Below are 20,838 nucleotides of genomic sequence, written 5' to 3' on the forward strand. Positions count from 1 at the left end.
AGAAGCCCTGTTGCAAGTTTCAGAGCGATAACTCAACTACTCCTGCCGCCGAAATGGGCGGCAGATTTTTTAGGAGAATTCGATGACCGCACTAAAACTGTTGGCTGTCTTTGCCCATCCTGATGACGAGTCGATGGGGATGGGCGGCACACTCGCGAAGTATGCCGCCGAAGGCATGGAGACTCATCTCGTCTGCGCTTCACGCGGGGAAGTGGGCTGGTTCGGACCCGAAGAGCAGAATCCTGGCAAGGAGCGCCTCGGTCAACTTCGGACCACAGAGTTGGAGAATGCCGTGAATGAGCTTGGCATGAAAAGTCTATCATTTCTTAACTACGTCGATGGGCAAGTGGATCAAGCTGACCCTGCTGAAGCCATAGCAAAAATCGTCACTCATATACGCCGCATTCAGCCACAAGTGGTGGTGACATTTCCGCATGACGGCAACTACGGTCACCCGGATCACATCGCCGTTGGACAGTTTACCAACGCCGCCATTGTTTGCGCTGCCGACTCAAGTTACAAGGACCCGCAGAATCTCGCTGCGTATCGTGTCCAAAAACTCTACTACATGGTGGATGGTGAAAATTTTGTCAATCTTATTGCCCCATTCATGGGTGATATGACCTTCCCTGTGGATGACCAGATCCGCGGCGAAGCGCCGTGGCAGGATTGGATGATCACTACGCATATTGAAATGGCGGAGTATTGCCATACTGCCTGGCGTGCCATTCAGTGCCATAAGAGCCAATTGGCAACTTTGGGCGCTCTGGCTGAAATGCACGAAGATGCGGGTGTAGCTGTCTTGGCGATGCAGGGCACATTCTTTCGGGCATTTAGTTTGGTGAATGGCGGGCGCGCGAAAGAAACAGACCTGTTTGCCGGATTGAGATAAAAAAGAAGGTCACCTTTACGGTGACCTTCTTTTTAGCCCATGTTCTTTTTCATCGAGACTTTGAGCGCAACTTTGTAAACCTCGCTCAATTTATCTCCCATCGCCTTGGCTTCGGGGTTATCTCCCTGGGATTCCATTTGAGTGGCAAGCCCGGTAAGGGTATCCAGCAATTGCTGAGTGACGATATCCGGGTTTTGCGTTAATGCTTCTTCAACGGTTGCCGCATCTGGCAGTTGGATCAACTGTTCGATGATGGAAATTTCAGGCGGTGCGCTGGCGGTTTGCAGCACCTGGATCATCTTTTGCAGTTTGCCCATCCGCTCGTATTCGTTCTTTTCGGTTGCCTGCCTGAGCATTTGTTGAGCCACCTCAACCGAGTCTTGAGTGAATTTGTCCAGGTTTGCGCTGACAGCTTGCTCAATATCTGGTGCTTTCAATAATGCCTCAACAAAGTCTTGAGCCTGTTTGAGGCGCGCTTCCATTTGTTTATCAATTTCCGCAACAAAGCCAAGCAGTTTTTCGCGAATGCTCTCGAGGCGGGTCTTTTCATCAGAGGAGGCTTCTTCAATGCGCTCGGTCAACGTCTGGAAGAAAGTGTAATCCATGCCGCCACGCGCCAGAGATACGTATGCGCGAATGCGTGCATCGGACTTGGAAGCAAGCACAAAGTCCAGCAGTTTTTCACGCGTCAATCCCTGACCGGCATCTTGCAACTCATGTTGTGCGGCTTCCAACTCTGCGACCGACTCTTTCAATTGACGCCCATACTCGGTCTCTTCAAGCAGCTGGGTTTGGATATCAATGAGCACACGTGCCATTTGTTCCTGTCCACTGTTCATGGCGCTCTGGGCAATGCGGCTGAAGAGGGCAAAGAATTGCTCATCGATGATCTTCGCATTTTGCTTGATCAACTCAGTACGCACATCCTTCGAGGTGACCTGCATCAGTTTTTCGATGAACTGCACCCGGTCTTGCTGTTCTTTCAACATTTCCGGTGTAATGCCGTCTTTGCCGAGAATGGTTTCGATCATTGACTCGTAGGTCAGGTTGGCTTGCGGCTTGAGCAAATAGCCTTTGCGCTTCTCGGCAGGGAGGCGTTCCATCACCTGTTTGATGAGCGGACCGATCATGCGTTCCTGCTCATTGACCGGCAACCCCAATTCAGCGGGGAAGAAGGTTAGCAAGAGTTCTTTTTCATTATCGTGATATACCACGGGGGTGGCAAGACGTCCTTGATACCCGCAGAACTGACAGCGGGCGTAATTGACCTGTCCGCTCATGAGGCGTTGTTTGGCTTGCGGATCGGCTGTCACGTCAAACAATTGCTCAACGTTGGCAGGGATCATTTGTCTACAGCGGGGGCATGCGATTTGAGTTTGTGCCATTCTAATTTCCGATTGACGATTTGAGATTAATGCTTACATTATACATGGTTACGCATCACGGATTATGTAGCCCGTGATGCGTAATAACTAGACTAAAAGATCATTAAACTGAGAGGTTGTGCAACTACCCGATCAACTCTTCCAGCCGGTCAATGTAGCCTTCCATGACCGCAAAGGTTTCCTCTACCGCTTGAGGGGTTCTTAAATCCACACCGGCTTTATTGAGTACATCCAGCGGGTAAGCTGACGAACCGGATTTGAGGAAGCCGAGGTAATCCTGGGCGGCATTCGGCTCTCCGCGTAAGATGCGGGCAGAGAGGGCGTGCGCACCTGAAATGCCGGTGGCGTATTGATATACATAATAATCGGCAAACAAATGACTGAATGTTGACCACACCATACCTACACGCGGACGGTCGATCTTAACTTTCGGACCAAAGCCTTCGGTGAACAGGTCTGCCATCAGGGTTTGCATTGCGTCTGCGGTGAGAGGTTCGCCGCGTTCGGCACGCTGATGAGTCTCCAGTTCGAAACGAGCAAGGGTGGGCATTTGGAAGAAGTAGCGGAAGAAATTTCCACTTATGGCTTCTTCGATCAAAGAGATCAGGAAGTTCTTGTCCTTGATGGTCTTGAGCAGGTGTCCACGCATCATGGCTTGGTTGAAGTTCGAAGCCACTTCGGCAACAAAGAGGGAATACCCTGAATAGGCAAATGGCTGGTTCTTCCATGAGAGGTATGAATGCATGGAGTGCCCAAGCTCATGCGCCAGTGTGCTCATGCTGCCGATGTCATCGGTGTAGGACATCATAATGAAGGGATGTGTCTGCGGCGAGCCATAAGAGAACGCGCCATTCATCTTGCCGAGGTTGACGGTGGAATCCACCCAGCGGTCTTTGAGACATCCCTGACGCATGACCTCTACATATTCTTTGCCAAGCGGAGCCAGGCTATCGCTGATATGGTCAACTGCCTTTTCATACGAAACAGGTACGCGTTTCTTGGCGATCGGTGCCCAGATGTCGAAATATTGAATATCTTTTAACTTCAACGCTTTGCGTTTGATCTCGAAATAACGATGCCAAACAGGCAGTTTCTTTTGGAAGGTATTGATCAGGTTATGAAAAACTTCCTCTGGAACGTTATTATTGAACAATGACGCGGAAAGGGTGGTGTCAAATTTGCGCGCGCGCATACTAAACACGTTCGCGCTGATGGATGTTGCCAGGTTGGTTGCGAGTGTATTCTTGAATTCGATATGCTTGTCGTGGTAATTCTCAAAGGCGCTCTGGCGCACTTTTCGGTCGGGGTGCTCAAGCAGGGTGGAGTAAAAATTCCCCTGAGTGACTTCGATCTTTTTGCCCTTGCTATCTGTAGCGGGTGTGAATTTGAAGTCGGCATTTACCAACATGCTAGTACTGCTCGAAGGACCGCTAAAAGCTTCAGCGGTCATACCGAGGATCTCTTCCACTTCCGTGGAACGCACGTGTGCCTGTTGGCGGAAGAGGTCGTCAATGCTCTGACGGTAGACCGCCAACTGATCATTGCCGTTCATCCAGCCTTCCAGCTTTTCCCTGCCAATGTACAGAAGCTCGGGGTTAAGGAAGGCGATGGCGGCGGCAACCTGCCCTGCCATGCCCTGTGCTTTGCCGACCATGCCTGCCGCCGCCTGGTTGGTCGTATCCACTGCGTAGGCAAATTGGGCATACATGTAAATAGTCTGCATGCGCAATGAAATATCTTCGATGGCTTTTATGCCTTCAAGCAGCGTTTCAGGACTTGTCCCAAGTTTGCCTTCGAATTTTTTTACATTGGGAATGTCGTCAATGGCAGCTTTGAGAGCTGCTTCCCAGTCCTTGGTGCTTTTGAACACGCTTTCAGCGTTCCAGGTATATTTCTTGTTCACTTGTTTTCGCGCGGGGATCTTTGCCATTTTATGTCCTTTTAAATTAACTTTGCGGGTGCCGCATCATACCTTGACGGCTGATACAGCGCTCATTTTTTGTTCGTTGAAATTTGAAAGAATTTTACCTTTCCCGTAGTAACTTTGGGAGATTCTCCAGTGGGGAAAATGGCTGAATTCTGAAGGGCGGCTAACGCGGCAGCGAAAAACAGATTCGGGCACCCGCATCAGATTTCGGCTTGGCGCTCGAACCGTTATTTCCTTCCACCCAAATGCGCCCTCCATGCGCTTCCACAATGGCACGCGCAAGGTACAAACCAAGCCCGGCGCCTTTTGTCTGTTTGACGGCGTTGGTCGAGCGATAGAAACGGTCGAAGATATGCGGAAGATCGCGGGCATCGATGCCGGGTCCTTCGTCGCTTACGCACACGATCACCTGTTCAGGCAGAGTTGTCCCGGATATTTTGATCTCGCCTTCGGGGGCGTATTTCAAGGCGTTCGACACAAGGTTTGAAAGCACCTGCTCCAGACGATTTTCATCGCCAAGGATGACGGGGAATTTTTCAGGAAAATCGGTGTGGATACGATGTTTAGGGGATTGCGACGCGAAACGTTCGCTCACTCTTAACGCCAGACTGGGCAGAGCCACATCAGCCTGATTCAAGCTGAGTCCCCCAGCTTGCAGACGTGAGGCATCCAGCAGATCGTCGATCATTTTCGAGAGGCGGTCTGTTTCTTCTTCAATGACGCCAAGCGAATCATTAATAGTGTGCTTGTCCCATTTTGCATCGGCGCGCCGCAGGGTGGAAGCATAGCCTTTGATAAGCGCCACTGGCGTCCGCAGCTCGTGACTGACGATAGAGATGAAAGTGGCTTTCATCTCATCGGCGTTGCGGAAGTGGGTGATGTCGCGCACGGCAACGATGACATTGCGGAGTTTGCCTTCATCAGAAAGCAGCGGTGCGTACGTGATGCCAACTGGCAGAGCGGGCGGTAATGGACGATTCAAGTCGCCCTCCACGTAAAGGGTGGCGTTGGGGGTGAGGGGCCAACCGTTGGCAACTGACTCTTCAAGCGTGCTGCCTTGCGGTTCTTTCTTCCATCGAACGATCTCACTGTGAGGTTTGTTGGTTACGTCTTCACGGGTTACGCCGAAGAGTTGACAAAAGGCTTCATTACAGCGCTCGATGTTCAACTGCGCGTCTAGGATGAGGATGCCGTCTCCCGCAGAGTCGAGCAGGGCATCAAGTCGTTTCTTCTCGTAGGAGATCTGCCCATAAAGTTGGGCATTAAACACGGCGATCGCTGCCTGGTCGGCAAAAGATTGCAGAAGGATGCGGTCGTTGGGAGTGAAAAGATCGGGGTAATTACGAAAGATGAAGATAACGCCAATGACTTGCTCATGAGCGGCGAGTGGGAGACCTGTGCCATTGAGCAGCCCCATGCTGGCGGTATAAGTCAGTCCTTTGAGCATACGGTTGAGTTCACGTACATCCAACTCGCGGACTTTTTCTTCGGCGAGGAGCGGGGTTAAGTAGGAGAGAAAAGCCGGGGCAATGCCATGTGCTGCAGCGACGCGCCAGCCGTCGGGTAGTTTGAGCGCAATAATGCCGGCTTGCCCAGCCAGCATTTCAATGGAAACGCGCAAAATACGCGCCATGAGCTTCTCCAGGTCGAGTTCCTGAGTGAGCAGACGTGAGATTTCCAGCAGGTAATCCCGCTGGCGTACACGAAAATCTGGCAACATCGATGGTACAAGGGACATAATTGCAATGATTTTATCACTGGGAGAATTTTAGGATGTTAGATTCCTATATGTATAATATGTGCAGGTTACCAGCCCAACCGACATTTTTGTTATTTTACGATGTTGACCATAGTACTGTTAGGCTATAAAATTGCTAAGATTTTATTATTTTTCTACGGATGCAACGACCTCACAACTGGATTGGTCGCTAACCCCATTTTTTATTTATGGGGCGGATGTGGGATAGCAAAACAGCGAAACCGGCCGTATGCCGTTTTTGCTGTTTTTTTTCTCAAAACATAGGCGCTTGCTCTGTATATAACTATTTTTCCAAGGATATGATATGTCACGGTCTTTTCAATATTTGTTTCTCGCTCTTGTTATGATTGGTTCGCTCTTCCTTGGACCCGCAACGCCTGCCTATGCTGCATCGCTCCCGGCTGAGATCAACCAGCAATTCACCCCGCTTCAAATCGACGCGGGCGGGACTTCGATTCTTCGTATCACCATCTTTAACCCAAATGTTTACGGGTTGACGAGTGTTGCCTGGACAAATAACCTGACAACCGGGTTATATGTGGCGCCGGGCGCGATCGTAAATACCTGCGGCGGAACTTTTGCCCCACTTCCTGGCGATACTACTCTGACAATGAGTGGTGGTAGTGTAGCCCCGCAGGTTACTGTTCCGGGGGAATGTTATGTTGAGGTTCCCATCTCTTCGATCACTCCGGGAAATATCATTAATGTTATCAATGTTGGCGCGTTGACGGCCACAGGTGACGAAGGCGGAATTACAAACACTTCACCTGCCAGTGCAACCATTACAGTGATCGAGGTAAAACCGCCTTCATTGAGTAAGACCTTTGCTCCCAATACGATTTATGTAGGTCAAACCAGCCGGATGACGATCCGTATCAATAATAATGATAATGATACCGACCTGACGAATGTTTCATTTACCGATAATCTCCCCGCAGGAGTGATACTAGCCACTCCTGCAGCGCTTACAACCTCAGGTTGTGGAGCTGGCGCGTTAATCACTGCGGCAGATGGTGGTAGTGTGGTTTCTCTCAGCGCTGGAACTGTTGCGCCAAGTGTTGATTGTTTGATTGCCGTGACAGTTACTGGAAATAGTGGAGCTTACACAAACACCATTCCAGCAGGTCCAACAGACCCTGCTTCTCTGAAAACACAACAAGGCGTATATAACTCCACGGATGTTGAAGCGGACCTGAATATTCAGCCGGTAAATGTTACCAAGTTATTTTCTCCTGTAAATATTGATGCTGGTGATACGTCTACTTTAACTATCACGCTTCAGAACCCCACCAATGCGAATTATACAAATGTGGCAATTACCGATTCGCTGCTGCCAGGCGCGCCAGGGTTAACCTTTACAGGCACCCCTACTACGACTTGTGGAAGTGGTGTGGTTACCTTTACCACTGCAACTACACTTCAAATGACTGGGGGAACCATCCCTCCCAGACCTACGCCGACAACCTTGGGTACCTGTACCATCACGGCTACTGTCCAGTCTTCATTAACATCCAGTGGCGCGCAAACGAACACGATTCCCAAAGATACTTTAACTGCCGATCAGCCGGGCGTTACCAACATCTTCCCGGCATCTGCTGGCATGACCATACGTCCGGCATTAACTGCCACGAAGTCATTTGCGGCGCCTTATATAATGGGTTTGGATGGGAGTTACACCAATACTGTTACTATTCAATTGAGTAATAACAGTAACACGACGCTGACTGGTATTAATTTTACAGACTCGCTACCGGCGGGCTTGTTGGTTTCAGGCAGCCCTGTCTCGCCTCAATGCGGCGGGACCATTACTTCAACTACGAACTCAATTACGTTGGCGAGCGGTACGATCGCACCAAACTCAAGTTGTTCCGTTATTTTCAATGTTTCTTCGACTACCGCTGGGGTGTACTCCAACACTATTGACGCAGGAACGATCACGTCGGGGCAAGGACCCGGGGTAGGAACGAATACAACGACTCCGCGGGACTTAACCGTAGTCAACGCCCCCTTCCTGCCTGTAAATGTTGCCAAGGCATTCAGTCCATCTTCAACTTTAGGGACCACCAGCCGCCTGACCATTACCATCACGGCTCCAGCAGATCTACCGATTAATGGTATCCACTTTACGGATACGCTGCCTGCGGGGATGAATATCGCAACAACACCTAATGCCGCAACCACCTGTCCGGGCGGCTTGGGCGCATTAACATTGAATACTGTTGCTGATCCGGATCAAGTGATCTTTAATGATACGACATTGCTTACCACCCTGGCTGCCGGAGCAAATTGTACGATCTCTGTGGATGTTGAAGTGACGCCAGGTCTTTACACCAATACCATCCCAGTGAATGATATTACAACCCAGCAAGGACGCACCAATGAACTTACCGCTGCCTCGGCGTTGTTAAGCGCAACTACCTTAACCACACGCAAAGCGTTCTACCCAATAGAAGTGCAGGCAAATGGGCGTTCTGTATTAACGATAACCTTGCAAAATGAAGCGCCTTCTGACCTGATTAATGTAAATATCACCGATAACCTTCCGGGAGACACAACCAATGGGATTGTTGTCTACAGCCCCATCAATGCTGTTACTACCTGTGGTGCAGGGACTGTAACGATCTCGCCGGATTTCAAGACCATTCAACTGACCGGTGGAACCGTCCCTGCCAAATTAGGTAGTGTTCCAGGTATTTGTACGATTACTGTTGACGTTCAAGGTAAGGATACATCTCCCTCTTCTGCAAGCACATACACCAATACGATCCCGGTTGGAAATACATCTGCTACAGTATCTGCGACTGGTTCGGTAGTGCAGGCATTACAACAAGCCCAGGCAGACTTAACCGTTAAGAACCTCGAAATTGGCATTGTGAAAGGTTTTAGCCCGGTCTTGGTTTACGGCGGCGCCACATCCACAATGACTGTGCAGTTGATCAACCCCAATGCTACTCAGCTTACCGGGGTGGCGTTCACTGACAATATGGATCTGTTATATTTGCCAGGCTCTAGTGGAATTAAACTTGCCAACCCGCCTTTGTTAAATACAGGGACATGTGGAGGCACATTGGTGGGAAATCCCGGCGATGCGCAATTCTCTTTCAGTGGCGGTGTACTCCAGCCATTTTCCAGTTGTACGATCACTTTGCGTGTGATCATGAATGTCAATGGAAATCGCACGAACCGAATTCCTGCTGGAGCCTTAACCACTGCAAATGGCGTGACCAGCGATCAGCCAACCGAAGCGTCCTTGACCAACCTACCTGGTGTGGGTGTGGTCAAGGTGTTCAATCCAAACCCTGTGGCAGTGAATCAAGTGTCAAAATTAACCATTACCATTTCAAATACCAGCAATGTGCCTGTAAGAGAAATGGGGTTATTGGATGAATTTCCAACTCTGCCAGATGGGCTTGTAATCGCTTCTGGTCCTGATTACCTTGCTACTCATACGTGTATTGACCCTGCTGCTCCCGTAACCACCACCACGCTGACGGCTGTGGCTGGGACTGGCACAATTCAATTAACAGGCGGCAGCCTTGCTGCACGTGGTGACCCCGGCGGCAAAGATATTTGTAAGGTTGAGATAAATGTCGTTTCAACCGAGATCGGTGCGTATGTTAATGTTATCCCTGTTGGTGGCATTACAGCAACGGGGGGTGTGCAAAACATCAACTCCACAACAGACACTCTGCGTGTGGGTGGTTTGTTCAGCCTTGGCAACCGTGTTTGGTTTGACACGAATAACGACGGTGATATTGATACGGATGAAGTCGGCGTGGACGGCGTTGTCGTGCAGTTGTTCGAAGCCGATGCAGGCGGTAACCCAACTGTACTGCGTGGGACGCAAACCACCAGCGGCGGTGGCTATTATCGCTTTGACGATCTTGAGCCGAATAACTTCGTGGTTGTGATCCCTGATGATAACTTCAAGAATGTTGTTGGTGATATAGCGCCCTTAAACAGGCTCAGTGGATACTGGAGCAGCGGCACTACTATTGCCGCGGACGGTACAACGACTGATGCCACGGCAAATGACCCTGACGACGATCTTGATAGTGATGAAAACGGTTTGACGCAACTGGGCGGCGATGTGATCAGTGATGCGATCACCATTGGTCCTCCTGGTCCCGCCGAGCCTACAAACGATGACGATATGCCGCTTGCCAACCCTGCAGGGGAATCACCAGATAACCTCAGTAATCGCACAGTGGATTTTGGCTTCTATAAACTATCCCTGGGTAGTCTGGTCTTTATGGATTCAGATGGCAATGGTGTTTACGATGGTTCGAATACCCCCATCTCTGGCGCAACGGTTCAACTTTTTGCCAGTGACGGAGCTACAGAAACAGAAATTAATACAGGTCCTGACGGCATCCTCGGTACAAGCGATGACGCCGCAGGTGGAGTCACTACTGGCGCTGCTGGCACCTATTTATTCCAGGGATTACCCCAGGGTACTTATCTTGTAAAAGTAAATCCGCCGGGAGACTACTCAAGTACAGTGGATAGCAATCCGCAAAATGACAACGACGATCCGGACACGAACATCGACAACAACGACAACGGAGTTGGAATTGGCTCAGGTTTGGTTGAAAGTGAACTTGTTACCCTGGTTCCAGGTGATGCAGGTGCGAATTCAAAAAATATCATAACAACAGCTATCGGCGACACATACGATCCAACCGTTGATTTTGGTTTTGTTTTGTACAGTCTTGGTAACCGCGTTTGGTACGATACGGATAATGATGGTGTATTGGATGCTGCCGAGTCAGGAATCAGTGGCGTGCGGGTTGAGTTGTATAGAGGCGCGACTTTCATTGGTTATACCGAGACAGATAGTACTGGTTATTATCGCTTCGATGACCTGCCAGCGGGTGATTATGTGGTTGTCATCCCCGGTGACAACTTCCGCAATGTCGGCGCGGGCGATAACATGGGCTCTGATCCATTGGCAGGCTATTGGAGTACAGGGATATCCGTTAATGGAACTGGCACTCTATCTGAAAGCGCTACCAACGACCCTGATAATGATCGTGATGCCGTCTCAGGCACAAGTGATGAGAATGGTGTTACAACCTTCTTAAGTACGTTGCTTTCCTCTGTTAATCCGATCGATTATGTTTCCTCTGCTCCTATCACTCTGGGTGGTCTGCCGTTGGAGCCTACGGGTGAACCTTCTTCTGCCAGCGGGCAGGGCTCTACAGACAACCACGCCAACATGACAGTTGACTTTGGCTTTTATCGTGCCGCTATTGGCGACCTGGTCTTTGCCGATTTCACCGAAGACGGCGACCTGGATGGCAGCCCTGATGGTCCTTTGGCGGGTGCGACTGTTCAACTCTTTATGAGCAACGGCACAACCGAAATCCCAGTGGGACCAGACGGCATTATCGGTACAAGTGATGATGCCTTGGGCGGTGTTACCACCCTTGCAAATGGTCTATATTCCTTTGTTGGGTTGCCTTCCGGAGACTACATTGTGAAAGTCACCCCGCCTGCTGGTTATTACAGCACGCGTGATGACAATCCGCAAAATGATAATGACGATCCGGATCAGAACGCCAACAATAACGATAATGGTGTTGGAACCGCGCTTGGGCAGGCTTCCAGCGCAGTGCTGACTCTGAATCCTTCCACAGATTCGGGAGCGAATATTACAAAGACCAACGCGACTGGGACTACCACCGACTCAAGCCTCGATTTTGGCTTTATCTCTCCCTACTATAGTCTGGGTAATCGCGTTTGGTTTGATACCAATAATAACAACCTGATCGATACTGCAACAGAGGTCGGCGTTAGTGGCGTACGTGTTCAACTCTTCAATTCGAGCGGCACTGAAATAAATGTGGGTCCCGATGGTATTCTGAACAGTGCTGATGATGCCGCGGGCGGTATGTTGACTGCCGCCGGTGGTTACTACCGTTTTGATAACCTTCCCGCTGGTGATTACGTGGTCGTCATCCCCAACGATAACTTTACAACAGGCGGCAATACTTCGCTTGTGGGCTACTGGAGCAGTGGCACTCTACGCGCCGCAAATGGAACTCTCAGTGACAATACTGCCAACGATGTCGATATTGATGAGGATGATAGTGACGAGAACGGCGTGACCACATTCGACGTGACCGGCACGACCATTAATTTCGTTTCTTCGTCTGTCATCACGCTTGGACCTCCACCGCTTGAACCCATGGGTGAAACCGATATTGATGGAACCAGACCTCTGGGTGCCATTGATGAGCGTGCCAACCTGACGGCTGACTTCGGTTTCTATCGTACTGTTATTGGCAACTTGGTATTTGCCGACCTTGATCGATCTGGTGCGAATAACGCAGGTGATACACCGCTTTCTGGAGCCACTGTGCAATTGTATAGCGCGGATGGTGTCACTTTGCTTGCTACAACTACAAGCGCCGCAAGTACCGGGTTGTATTCGTTTGCCGGGCAGCCCCAGGGCGATTACATTGTCCGTGTTACACCGCCGGTAGGCTATGAAGGCACGATTGATACCAACCCGCAAACCGACAATGACGAACCAGATAACAATGTCGATAACAACGACAATGGAGATGGTGTATTGATCGATGCAGTGGTCACTTCCAGTGGTGTCCTTACCATGACACCCGGTGGCGGCACACGTCCGGATACCACACCAAAACCAAATGTGACTATAACCAATTCCAGCGGCAGCACGACTGACAACACCATGGACTTTGGCTTTGTGCCATTGGTCTTCAGCCTTGGTAACCGCGTCTGGTACGATACCGACAATAACAGTCTCATGGATGGAGCCGAAGTTGGTATTAACGGTGTTCGCGTGGAACTGTATCGCGATACAAACAACAGCGGCGGTTTTAATGCCGGGGATACCTTCCTCGCTTTTGATACCACCGATTCGAACGGCTATTATCGTTTCGATGACCTGCCAGCAGGAAATTACGTTGTCGTTATTGCAGATGATAACTTCCGTACCCTTGCGTCTGGAGACACCGTTCCGGGGAACCCCTTGCTTGGGTATCGTAGCAGCGCAACGAGCATCATTTCAGACGGTACGATCACTGATGCTACCGCCAACGACCCGGATGCCGATCAAGACGACCTTGACGACAACGGGTTAACCACAGCTCTTGCCAGCGGTGGAATTGATTATGTTGCTTCTGCTGCGATCACTCTGGGATCCGGTGCGCAAGAATTAATCACAGATAACGATCCTTCAACCAATCCGGAATCTGCTGATGGTGAAGAACCCAATAACCAAAGTGATCGTACTGTTGATTTTGGTTTCTATCGTCTTGACCTTGGTAACATCGTATTTGTTGATGTAGACAAGAGCGGCGATCGTAATGCCGGAGATACCCTGCTTTCAGGCGCAAACGTTGTGCTTTATTCAGGGAATAACAATACACAAATTCAAGTCGGTGCAGATGGCATCCTTGGCACGACCGATGATGGAACCGGTGCGTATGTGACGGGTGCAGGCGGCACCTATTCGTTCAGCGGCTTGCCCGCAGGCGACTATGTTGTCCGTGTTACCCCGCCTTCAACCCCAATTGAATATGCCAGCACAGTGGATACTGCCGACTCAGGAGATACCACCGACCCCGACACAAACACGGACGAGAACGACAATGGGATTGGCGAAAATGCATTGCAAGTCAGCAGCGGTGTTGTAACCTTGACCCCTGGTCAAGGCACTGGCGGTGCGGCGGGTGCTGCTAACAATGTTGTTACCAATGCCACTGCCACCACTTCAGACCCCACAGTTGACTTTGGCTTTATTGTTCCCGTTTACAACCTCGGTAACCGCGTCTGGTTCGATACTGACAATGACGGAGTGTTGGATGCGGCAGAACAAGGTGTAAGCGGTGTTCGCGTCGAGTTGTATTCTGACACGAATAACAATCAAACTTATAATCCCGGTACAGACCTGCCCGTAGCGGCATCTCCATTTACAACTACAGACCTAACCGGTTATTACCGCTTTGATGGACTCCCCGCTGGGAACTACATTGTTGTCATTCCGAACGATAATTTCACCACAGGCGGAACAACGGATGCGCTGGTGGGCTATTGGAGCACAGGCACAACCATTGCCAATAATTCCAATCGTTCAGATTCAACATCGAATGACCCGGATAATGATGTAGATGCCGGACTCCCAACGAGTGACGAGAATGGGCGTACTACATTTATATCCAATCGCTTTATCAACTATGTAGCTGCAGCGGCTGTTACGCTTGGGGCAACTGCTGAGCCGCTTAACGAAGTTGACCTTTCCGCCACAGGACAGGGAACCACTTACGATAACCGCGCCAATATGACGGTGGACTTTGGTTTCTATCGAGTTGAGATCGGCGATCTGGTCTATGTGGATGAAGATGGTGATGGCATATACAACTCGCTTTCTTCAGACTCACTTTTATGAGACGCTATCGTCCGGCTTTACACTGGGAATAATTCTACCGAAGTGACAGTGGGTCCAGACGGAATTTTGGGAACCACAGACGATGCGGCGGGTGGTGTTACCACCGGCGCAGGCGGCACCTATTCCTTCAAAAACTTGCCAGCCGGAAATTATATAATCCGTGTCACTCCAACTAGCGGATATATCAGTACGATCGACTCGAATCCGCAGAATGATAATGATGACCCGGATATTAATACTGATAACAACGACAATGGGGATGGCACTGGACCTGGTCAAGTGAACAGTGGCGCATTAACCATGTCTGCTGGTGAAGTGCGGGCAAATATTGCTTTGAATCAGGGTACGGGTACCACCACCGATAACACACTCGACTTTGGCTTTACCAAGGTCTATAGCCTTGGCAATCGCGTCTGGTACGATACGGACAACGATAGCATTCTGGATACAGGCGAGAGCGGCGTCAATAACGTGCTGGTGCAACTGTATCGTGATACCGATGCCAGCGGCACATTTAATGCAGGGGATACGTCTGTCACAACTGTCAATACAGATGCGAATGGTTATTATCGGTTTGATAATCTTGCTGCGGGCAATTATGTAGTAGTTATACCGAATGATAACTTTGTGGCTGGTGGAACTACCGATGCATTGCTGGGGTATTGGAGCAGCGGCACGTTGATCAATTCCAGTGGCGTTCCAAGTGATGCGACCCCAACTGCGGCTTTTACTGCCAATAATGATTATGATAGCGATACCGACGAAAATGGTGTCACTACCTTCTCGGGCAATACGGTTAATTATGTCGCCTCAACAGCAGTCACATTAGGTGCCGAACTAGAATCAACCACTGATAACGACCCAGCCACCAATCCGCAAGCGGGTGAAGCGCCTAATAATCGCAGCAACCGCACCCTTGACTTTGGCTTCTACAATGTGGCTATCGGTAATCTGGTTTTCGTGGATGTTGATACCAGTGGCGCATACAATGGCGGCGATACCCTGCTTAGCGGAGCGACCGTCCAGCTTTATGCTGAGAACGGAACTACGACAATAGGCAGCAGTGTCACCACCGGACCGGCGGGCACATATTCATTTACTGGATTGCCCGCAGGTAATTACATTGTCAAGGTTACGCCGCCAACAGGGTATGCCAGCGCCATTGATACAAATCCGCAAACCGATAATGATAACCCGGACAACAATGATAACGATAACGACAATGGTGTTGGGCTAAATTCCGGGATAGTGAGCAGTAATATCCTGACGATGACTCCTGGCGGCGGAACAACCCCGGGCGGCTCGCCGAAAACTGTCACCATTGCTAATGGGACGACAACTGATAATACGCTGGACTTTGGCTTCAACGCCCTGCTTTTCAGCCTTGGCAACCGTGTTTGGTACGACACCGATAATGATGGCGTCATTGATGCTGGTGAAGACGGTATTAGTGGTGTACGAGTTGAGGTGTACCGTGACACTAATGCAAGTGGCGCTTACGATGCAGGCGATACCATAGCCGGAAATACAACCACCGATGTAAATGGCTATTACCGCTTCGATAGTCTCACAGCGGGTGAATATGTTGTTCTCTTGCCAGGTGATAACTTCAGAAATATTGGTCTTGGAGATAATGTTGCCGGTGACCCGCTGGCTGGTTACTGGAGCACGGGCACAACGGTCAGTAATGCAGGTGTCTTGAGCGAAAGCGCCACCAATGATCCCGATAATAATGTGGACGCAGGCAGCAACCCGCTAACTAGCGAGGAAAATGGTCTGACCACGTTTACCAGCACGGCGCTCTCCAACGCGAACCCGCTTAACTATGTTTCTTCACGTGCCATAACGATTGGACCTGCCACCGACGAGCCTACAGGTGAAAGTGATCTTGTATCCGGAGCCAACCCGCAAGGTAATCTCGATAACCGCGCCAATATGACCGTGGATTTCGGCTTCTATCGTGTGGGCATTGGCAACTTGATCTTCATGGATGACCAGATCGCCGGTGTTTCTGACGGCGAATACGTTTCCGCCTCTGGCGACCAGTTGCTTGGTGGTGCCACCGTTGAATTACTCAGCGCTGATGGTGCGACCGTGCTCCGCAGTATGGTCACGACTGCCAGCGGTGTGTACTCCTTCCCAAGTCTGCCGCAAGGCAACTATGTCGTGCGTGTTACTCCACCAGCCGGATACGCCAGCACGGTGGATACAGTCAATGCAAACGACACCACTGACCCGGACTACAACACGGATAACAACGACAACGGACCTGGTACGGCGATCGGTGCAGTAACCAGCGGCATCTTAACAATGACGCCCGGCAGCGGCACCACACCGCTTAGCACAGCCAAGACTCTCACTGTTGCAAACGGGACCACCACAGATAACTCAGTGGATTTTGGTTTCAATTCTCTAACCTTCAGCCTCGGTAACCGCGTCTGGTTTGATACAAATAATGATGGGAATATCGACGCGAATGAGAACGGCGTCAGTGGCGCCCGCGTAGAGTTGTATAAGGATACAAATCCAAACGGTGTGTACGACGCTTTGGATACCTCCGCTGGATTTACGACCACAAATGCAAGCGGCTACTACCGCTTCGATGGTTTAAGTGCGGGTGATTATGTTGTTGTACTTCCAAATGATAACTTCACCTCTGGTGGCACTACAGATGTCTTGCTTGGATATTGGAGCAGTGGCACTTCAAGAGCAGACAACGGCTCGATCAACGAAACTGCCACAAACGATCCGGATACCAATTCAGACTCCGATGTGGATGAAAATGGCGCCACTACCTTCTCGGGCAGCGCCATCAATTATGTAGCATCCACTGCGGTCACACTTGGACCTGCAACCAACGAACCTACCAGTGAAGGCGATCTCTCAAGCTCGGGTCAGGGCAACCTCGATAACCGTGCCAACATGACCGTGGATTTCGGTTTCTACCAGGTTTCCATTGGTAATTTGATCTTTGTGGATGCCGCCGTGAATGGCACGTATGGTGCTGGAGATACTGAACTTGATGCCGCTACAGTTACCTTGCTTGCAGGTAACGGCACTACATCTCTTGGTTCCGTCACAACTGGTACGAACGGCATCTACTCCTTCACCGGCTTGCCCGAAGGGAACTACATTGTGCGTGTGACTCCGCCAAATGGCTACGTCAGCACAGTAGACTTGGGTTCAACCCCCAACCCAAATAACAACACCGACTCCGACGATAATGGACCCACAGAAAATGTCCCTGGCGCCGTCACCAGTGGCACACTTGTCATGGATGCAGGTGAATTTGGCGACAGCCCAGCCGGTCTTACAACTGACCTGACCGTAGACTTTGGTTTCAAATCTGTTTACAGCCTTGGCAACCGTGTTTGGTTCGATACCAACAATGATGGCGTACTACAGAACGGTACCGAAGTTGGCGTGAACGGTGTTCTGGTTGAGTTGTATCGCGACACAAACACGAACAATCAATATGATTCGGGTACAGACACGCTGGTCACAACAGATACAACGGATGTAAATGGTTATTATCGTTTTGACAATCTGGAACCGGGTAGTTATCTGGTTGTCATTCCTTCCGATAACTTTGTGAACAATGCATCCAATAATGCGCTCGTAGGGTATTGGAGCAGCAGAACAACCCGGGATGATAACGGCAATCTGCTTGAAACAACTGCGCCCAGCCCTGAGAACAATACTGACCTCGATGATAATGGTACGCGTATTTCCAGCGGCGATGTTGTCAGCACTGCCGTTGTCCTTGGTCCGGGCATGTCTGAGCCGATCAATGATAATGATCCAGGTACCAACCCCGAGTCAGGTGAAGCGGTGAACAACCAAAGCAACCGCACCGTGGATTTTGGTTTCTATCGGGTAGCGGTCAGCAATCAACTCTTTGTGGATGTGGATAATGATGGAGCCTATGACGCTTTTGTCGACTTCCCGCTTCCATCGGCGACTGTGGATGTCCTCAATGTCAATAGTCTGACCGTTTACACCTCCACAACTACAAATGCGAGTGGCATCTACACTATAACCGGTTTGCCGCAGGGTAATTACATCCTTCGAGTCAGCCCGCCTGCTGGTTTCTTCAGTGCGCGAGATGTAGCCAGTGTTGGTGATACAAATAACCCCAACAATAATATTGATAATAACGACAATGGTGTTGGGACGGCAGCCGGTGTTGCTTCCAGTAAGGTTTTTGCGCTTGACCCCACCGCTCCTGCATCACTTGAGGTGGTTGATAATTCGACCGGCACCACAACCGATCCAACATTGGACTTTGGCTTCACATTTACAATTGCAAAGGCATTTATTGACGGCAATGCTGCCCATACCACTGTTACAACTGGAGGCGCGCCTGCAGCGACCATTGGCGAGCAGCTTATCTATGAGATCACTCTGCTTGTGCCTTCCGGTACGTTGAATAATGTGACAGTTGTTGATACACCTCAAACCGGTCTGGCGTTCATGGATTGTATCGAACTGGATCTGCCTGCTGGTGTAACCAGCACAACTCTTGCCGATGGCACCTGTAACACTCTTGACGGCGCCGCGCCTGGCAGTAACCCGCTTGTCGCAAATAATGGTGGATTGGTCACTTTTGATTTCGGCGCTCTTACCAACGCAACACTCCAGCCAAAGTTGGTTACCATCCGATATTCTCTGATCGTTTTGGATATCCTGTCCAACCAAGGCGGCGACCAGCGTACAAACAGTGTGGTTTGGAATTACAGTGGTAATTCACAAACGGTGAGTGCGAACCCGGTCACACTGGTTGAACCTGAAATGACCATCAACAAGACCGCCACGCCTGTAAATGCTCCATATAACTCCATCATCACCTTTACGATTGATGTGGCTCATTCCTCTCAAAGCTCTGCGGATGCCTTTGATGTGGTTATAACCGACGAGATCCCAGTTGGTTTGCAGTATGTTCCGGGTAGTGCGGTTGTTAGTGGCACAGCAGTTGCTTTACCGCCAAGCATTATCGGTACAACGCTCACTGTCCGCTGGAACGAATTCCAACTTGGGCGAACCGGTCGCGTCACGTTCGATGCGATCTTCGTCGGACCTGCTCCTGTGGTTAACTCAGCGAATGTCGAGTGGACTAGTTTGGAGATCGACCCTGCGGTCGACAATGTTGGTGTTATTCCGGATGTGCCTGTGCAGATCTCGCCCTACAACGTGAATGGTACTGAGCGCTGGTATGACCCAAGTGCTCCTGCAGGCGTGAACAGCTATGCAGTAGTCTCAACAGTTGCCATCAACTTGCCGCCACCTTTACGTGAAGGACCCGGAAAAGAGGTAATTAAACTTCCGGCTACCGGTTTTGCACCCGGGCGCGTAACCTATCTGCCCGATATGCCGGAAGACTTCGCGTATGCGCAGACCGACCTCTGGGTGGAGATTCCATCCATGGGCGCGAAGTTGAACATTGTTGGCGTGCCATTCGACGAAAAGACCGGCGAATGGGATCTGCGATGGCTGGCAAGTTCAGCCGGATGGTTGGAAAATACAGCCTACCCAACCTTTGATGGTAACTCGGTTATTACTGCACATACCTCCCTCGCCAGTGGCTTAAAGGGTCCGTTTGCCAACCTTAACACCCTGAAATATGGCGACCAGATCATCGTTCACCTTGGCGGACAGAAGTATATCTACGAGGTGCGTACCAACAGCACCGTCCAACCGACTGCAGTCAGCTCTGTGCTGAAACACGAAGACAAACCCTGGTTGACCCTTATCACCTGTAAGACTTTTGATGAGGCTTCGGGTGAATACCTGCAGAGAACAGTTGTACGCGCAGTGTTGACCCAAGTAATTGATGAATAAGGTTTAGGATTGAGTGGAAATGTCTTCAGCGGACATTTCCACTCAATTACTTTCGTAGGAGGATTTTGTTTTGAACTCGCGCCTCATTAATATTTTCATTAGTTATGCATCCGGTGATCGTACTCAGGCACAGGAATTGTATGCTTATCTTGTAGCACATGGCGCAGACCCGTGGCTTGATACTGAAAAACTCTTGCCTGGTCAGGATTGGAAATTGGAAATATCAAAAGCTTTGGAAGAGACCGATCTGATCTTGCTTTGCCTTTCCTCAAGATCAGTGAATAGGGAAGGGTATGTCCAAAGGGAATTGCGCCTCGCTCTTGACCGGGCATTGGAAATGCCCCAAGGAGAGATATTCCTCATCCCAGCCCGGTTTGAAGAAATTGAATTGCCCCACAGCTTGCGTGACTATCAATGGGTGGATCTATATAACGATAATGGTAGAAAGAAATTATTGGCGAGCCTAAACCTGCGTGCAAAGCGGGTTGGCGCAGCGCCGCTCATTACCGATGGTTAAGATTGACCTCTTGAACAAAAAAAACAAAAAAGGCTGCCTAGTTTTTAGGCAGCCTTTTTTGTTCAACGCCAACATTGCGGCGCAAATTTTGAAAA

7 protein-coding genes are annotated in these 20,838 nt (G+C 50.2%); 4 read left to right on the forward strand and 3 right to left on the reverse strand.

The features are described from left to right. Positions 1–82: 82 nt before the first annotated feature. A complete protein-coding gene (locus tag IPG80_RS04645) occupies positions 83–892 on the forward strand; it encodes a PIG-L deacetylase family protein (RefSeq protein WP_345103211.1) in 810 nt (269 codons plus the stop codon). Between the two features lie 32 nt (positions 893–924). Here the strand turns inward: IPG80_RS04645 and IPG80_RS04650 are convergent, their stop codons facing one another. The 3 genes from IPG80_RS04650 to IPG80_RS04660 form a co-directional block, all read right to left on the reverse strand. Further along, positions 925–2,277: a CpXC domain-containing protein gene (locus IPG80_RS04650; RefSeq protein ID WP_345103213.1), complete on the reverse strand. Its 1,353-nt coding sequence runs from the start codon at positions 2,275–2,277 to the stop codon at positions 925–927. A gap of 124 nt (positions 2,278–2,401) precedes the next feature. Next, positions 2,402–4,207: an oligoendopeptidase F gene (pepF, locus tag IPG80_RS04655; RefSeq protein ID WP_345103214.1), complete on the reverse strand. Its 1,806-nt coding sequence runs from the start codon at positions 4,205–4,207 to the stop codon at positions 2,402–2,404. Positions 4,208–4,367: 160 nt separating this feature from the next. Beyond that, a complete protein-coding gene (locus tag IPG80_RS04660; protein WP_345103216.1) occupies positions 4,368–5,942 on the reverse strand; it encodes an ATP-binding protein in 1,575 nt (524 codons plus the stop codon). Between the two features lie 325 nt (positions 5,943–6,267). Here IPG80_RS04660 and IPG80_RS04665 point away from each other — a divergent pair, with 325 nt between their 5' ends. From IPG80_RS04665 to IPG80_RS04675, 3 genes are all read left to right on the forward strand, one after another. Next, positions 6,268–14,388 (forward strand): SdrD B-like domain-containing protein, encoded by an 8,121-nt coding sequence (locus tag IPG80_RS04665; RefSeq protein WP_345103218.1) that lies wholly within the window; start codon positions 6,268–6,270, stop codon positions 14,386–14,388. 42 nt (positions 14,389–14,430) lie between these two features. Beyond that, complete coding sequence (locus IPG80_RS04670; protein WP_345103221.1) at positions 14,431–20,226, forward strand: sortase; 5,796 nt, start codon at positions 14,431–14,433, stop codon at positions 20,224–20,226. Between the two features lie 70 nt (positions 20,227–20,296). Then, entirely contained in the window at positions 20,297–20,743 is a 447-nt protein-coding gene (locus IPG80_RS04675; RefSeq protein ID WP_345103223.1) for a toll/interleukin-1 receptor domain-containing protein, read from the forward strand. Positions 20,744–20,838 lie beyond the last annotated feature (95 nt).

The sequence above is a fragment of the Candidatus Villigracilis vicinus genome, from assembly GCF_016702885.1.
GTDB classification, from domain to species: Bacteria; Chloroflexota; Anaerolineae; order Anaerolineales; family Villigracilaceae; genus Villigracilis; species Villigracilis vicinus.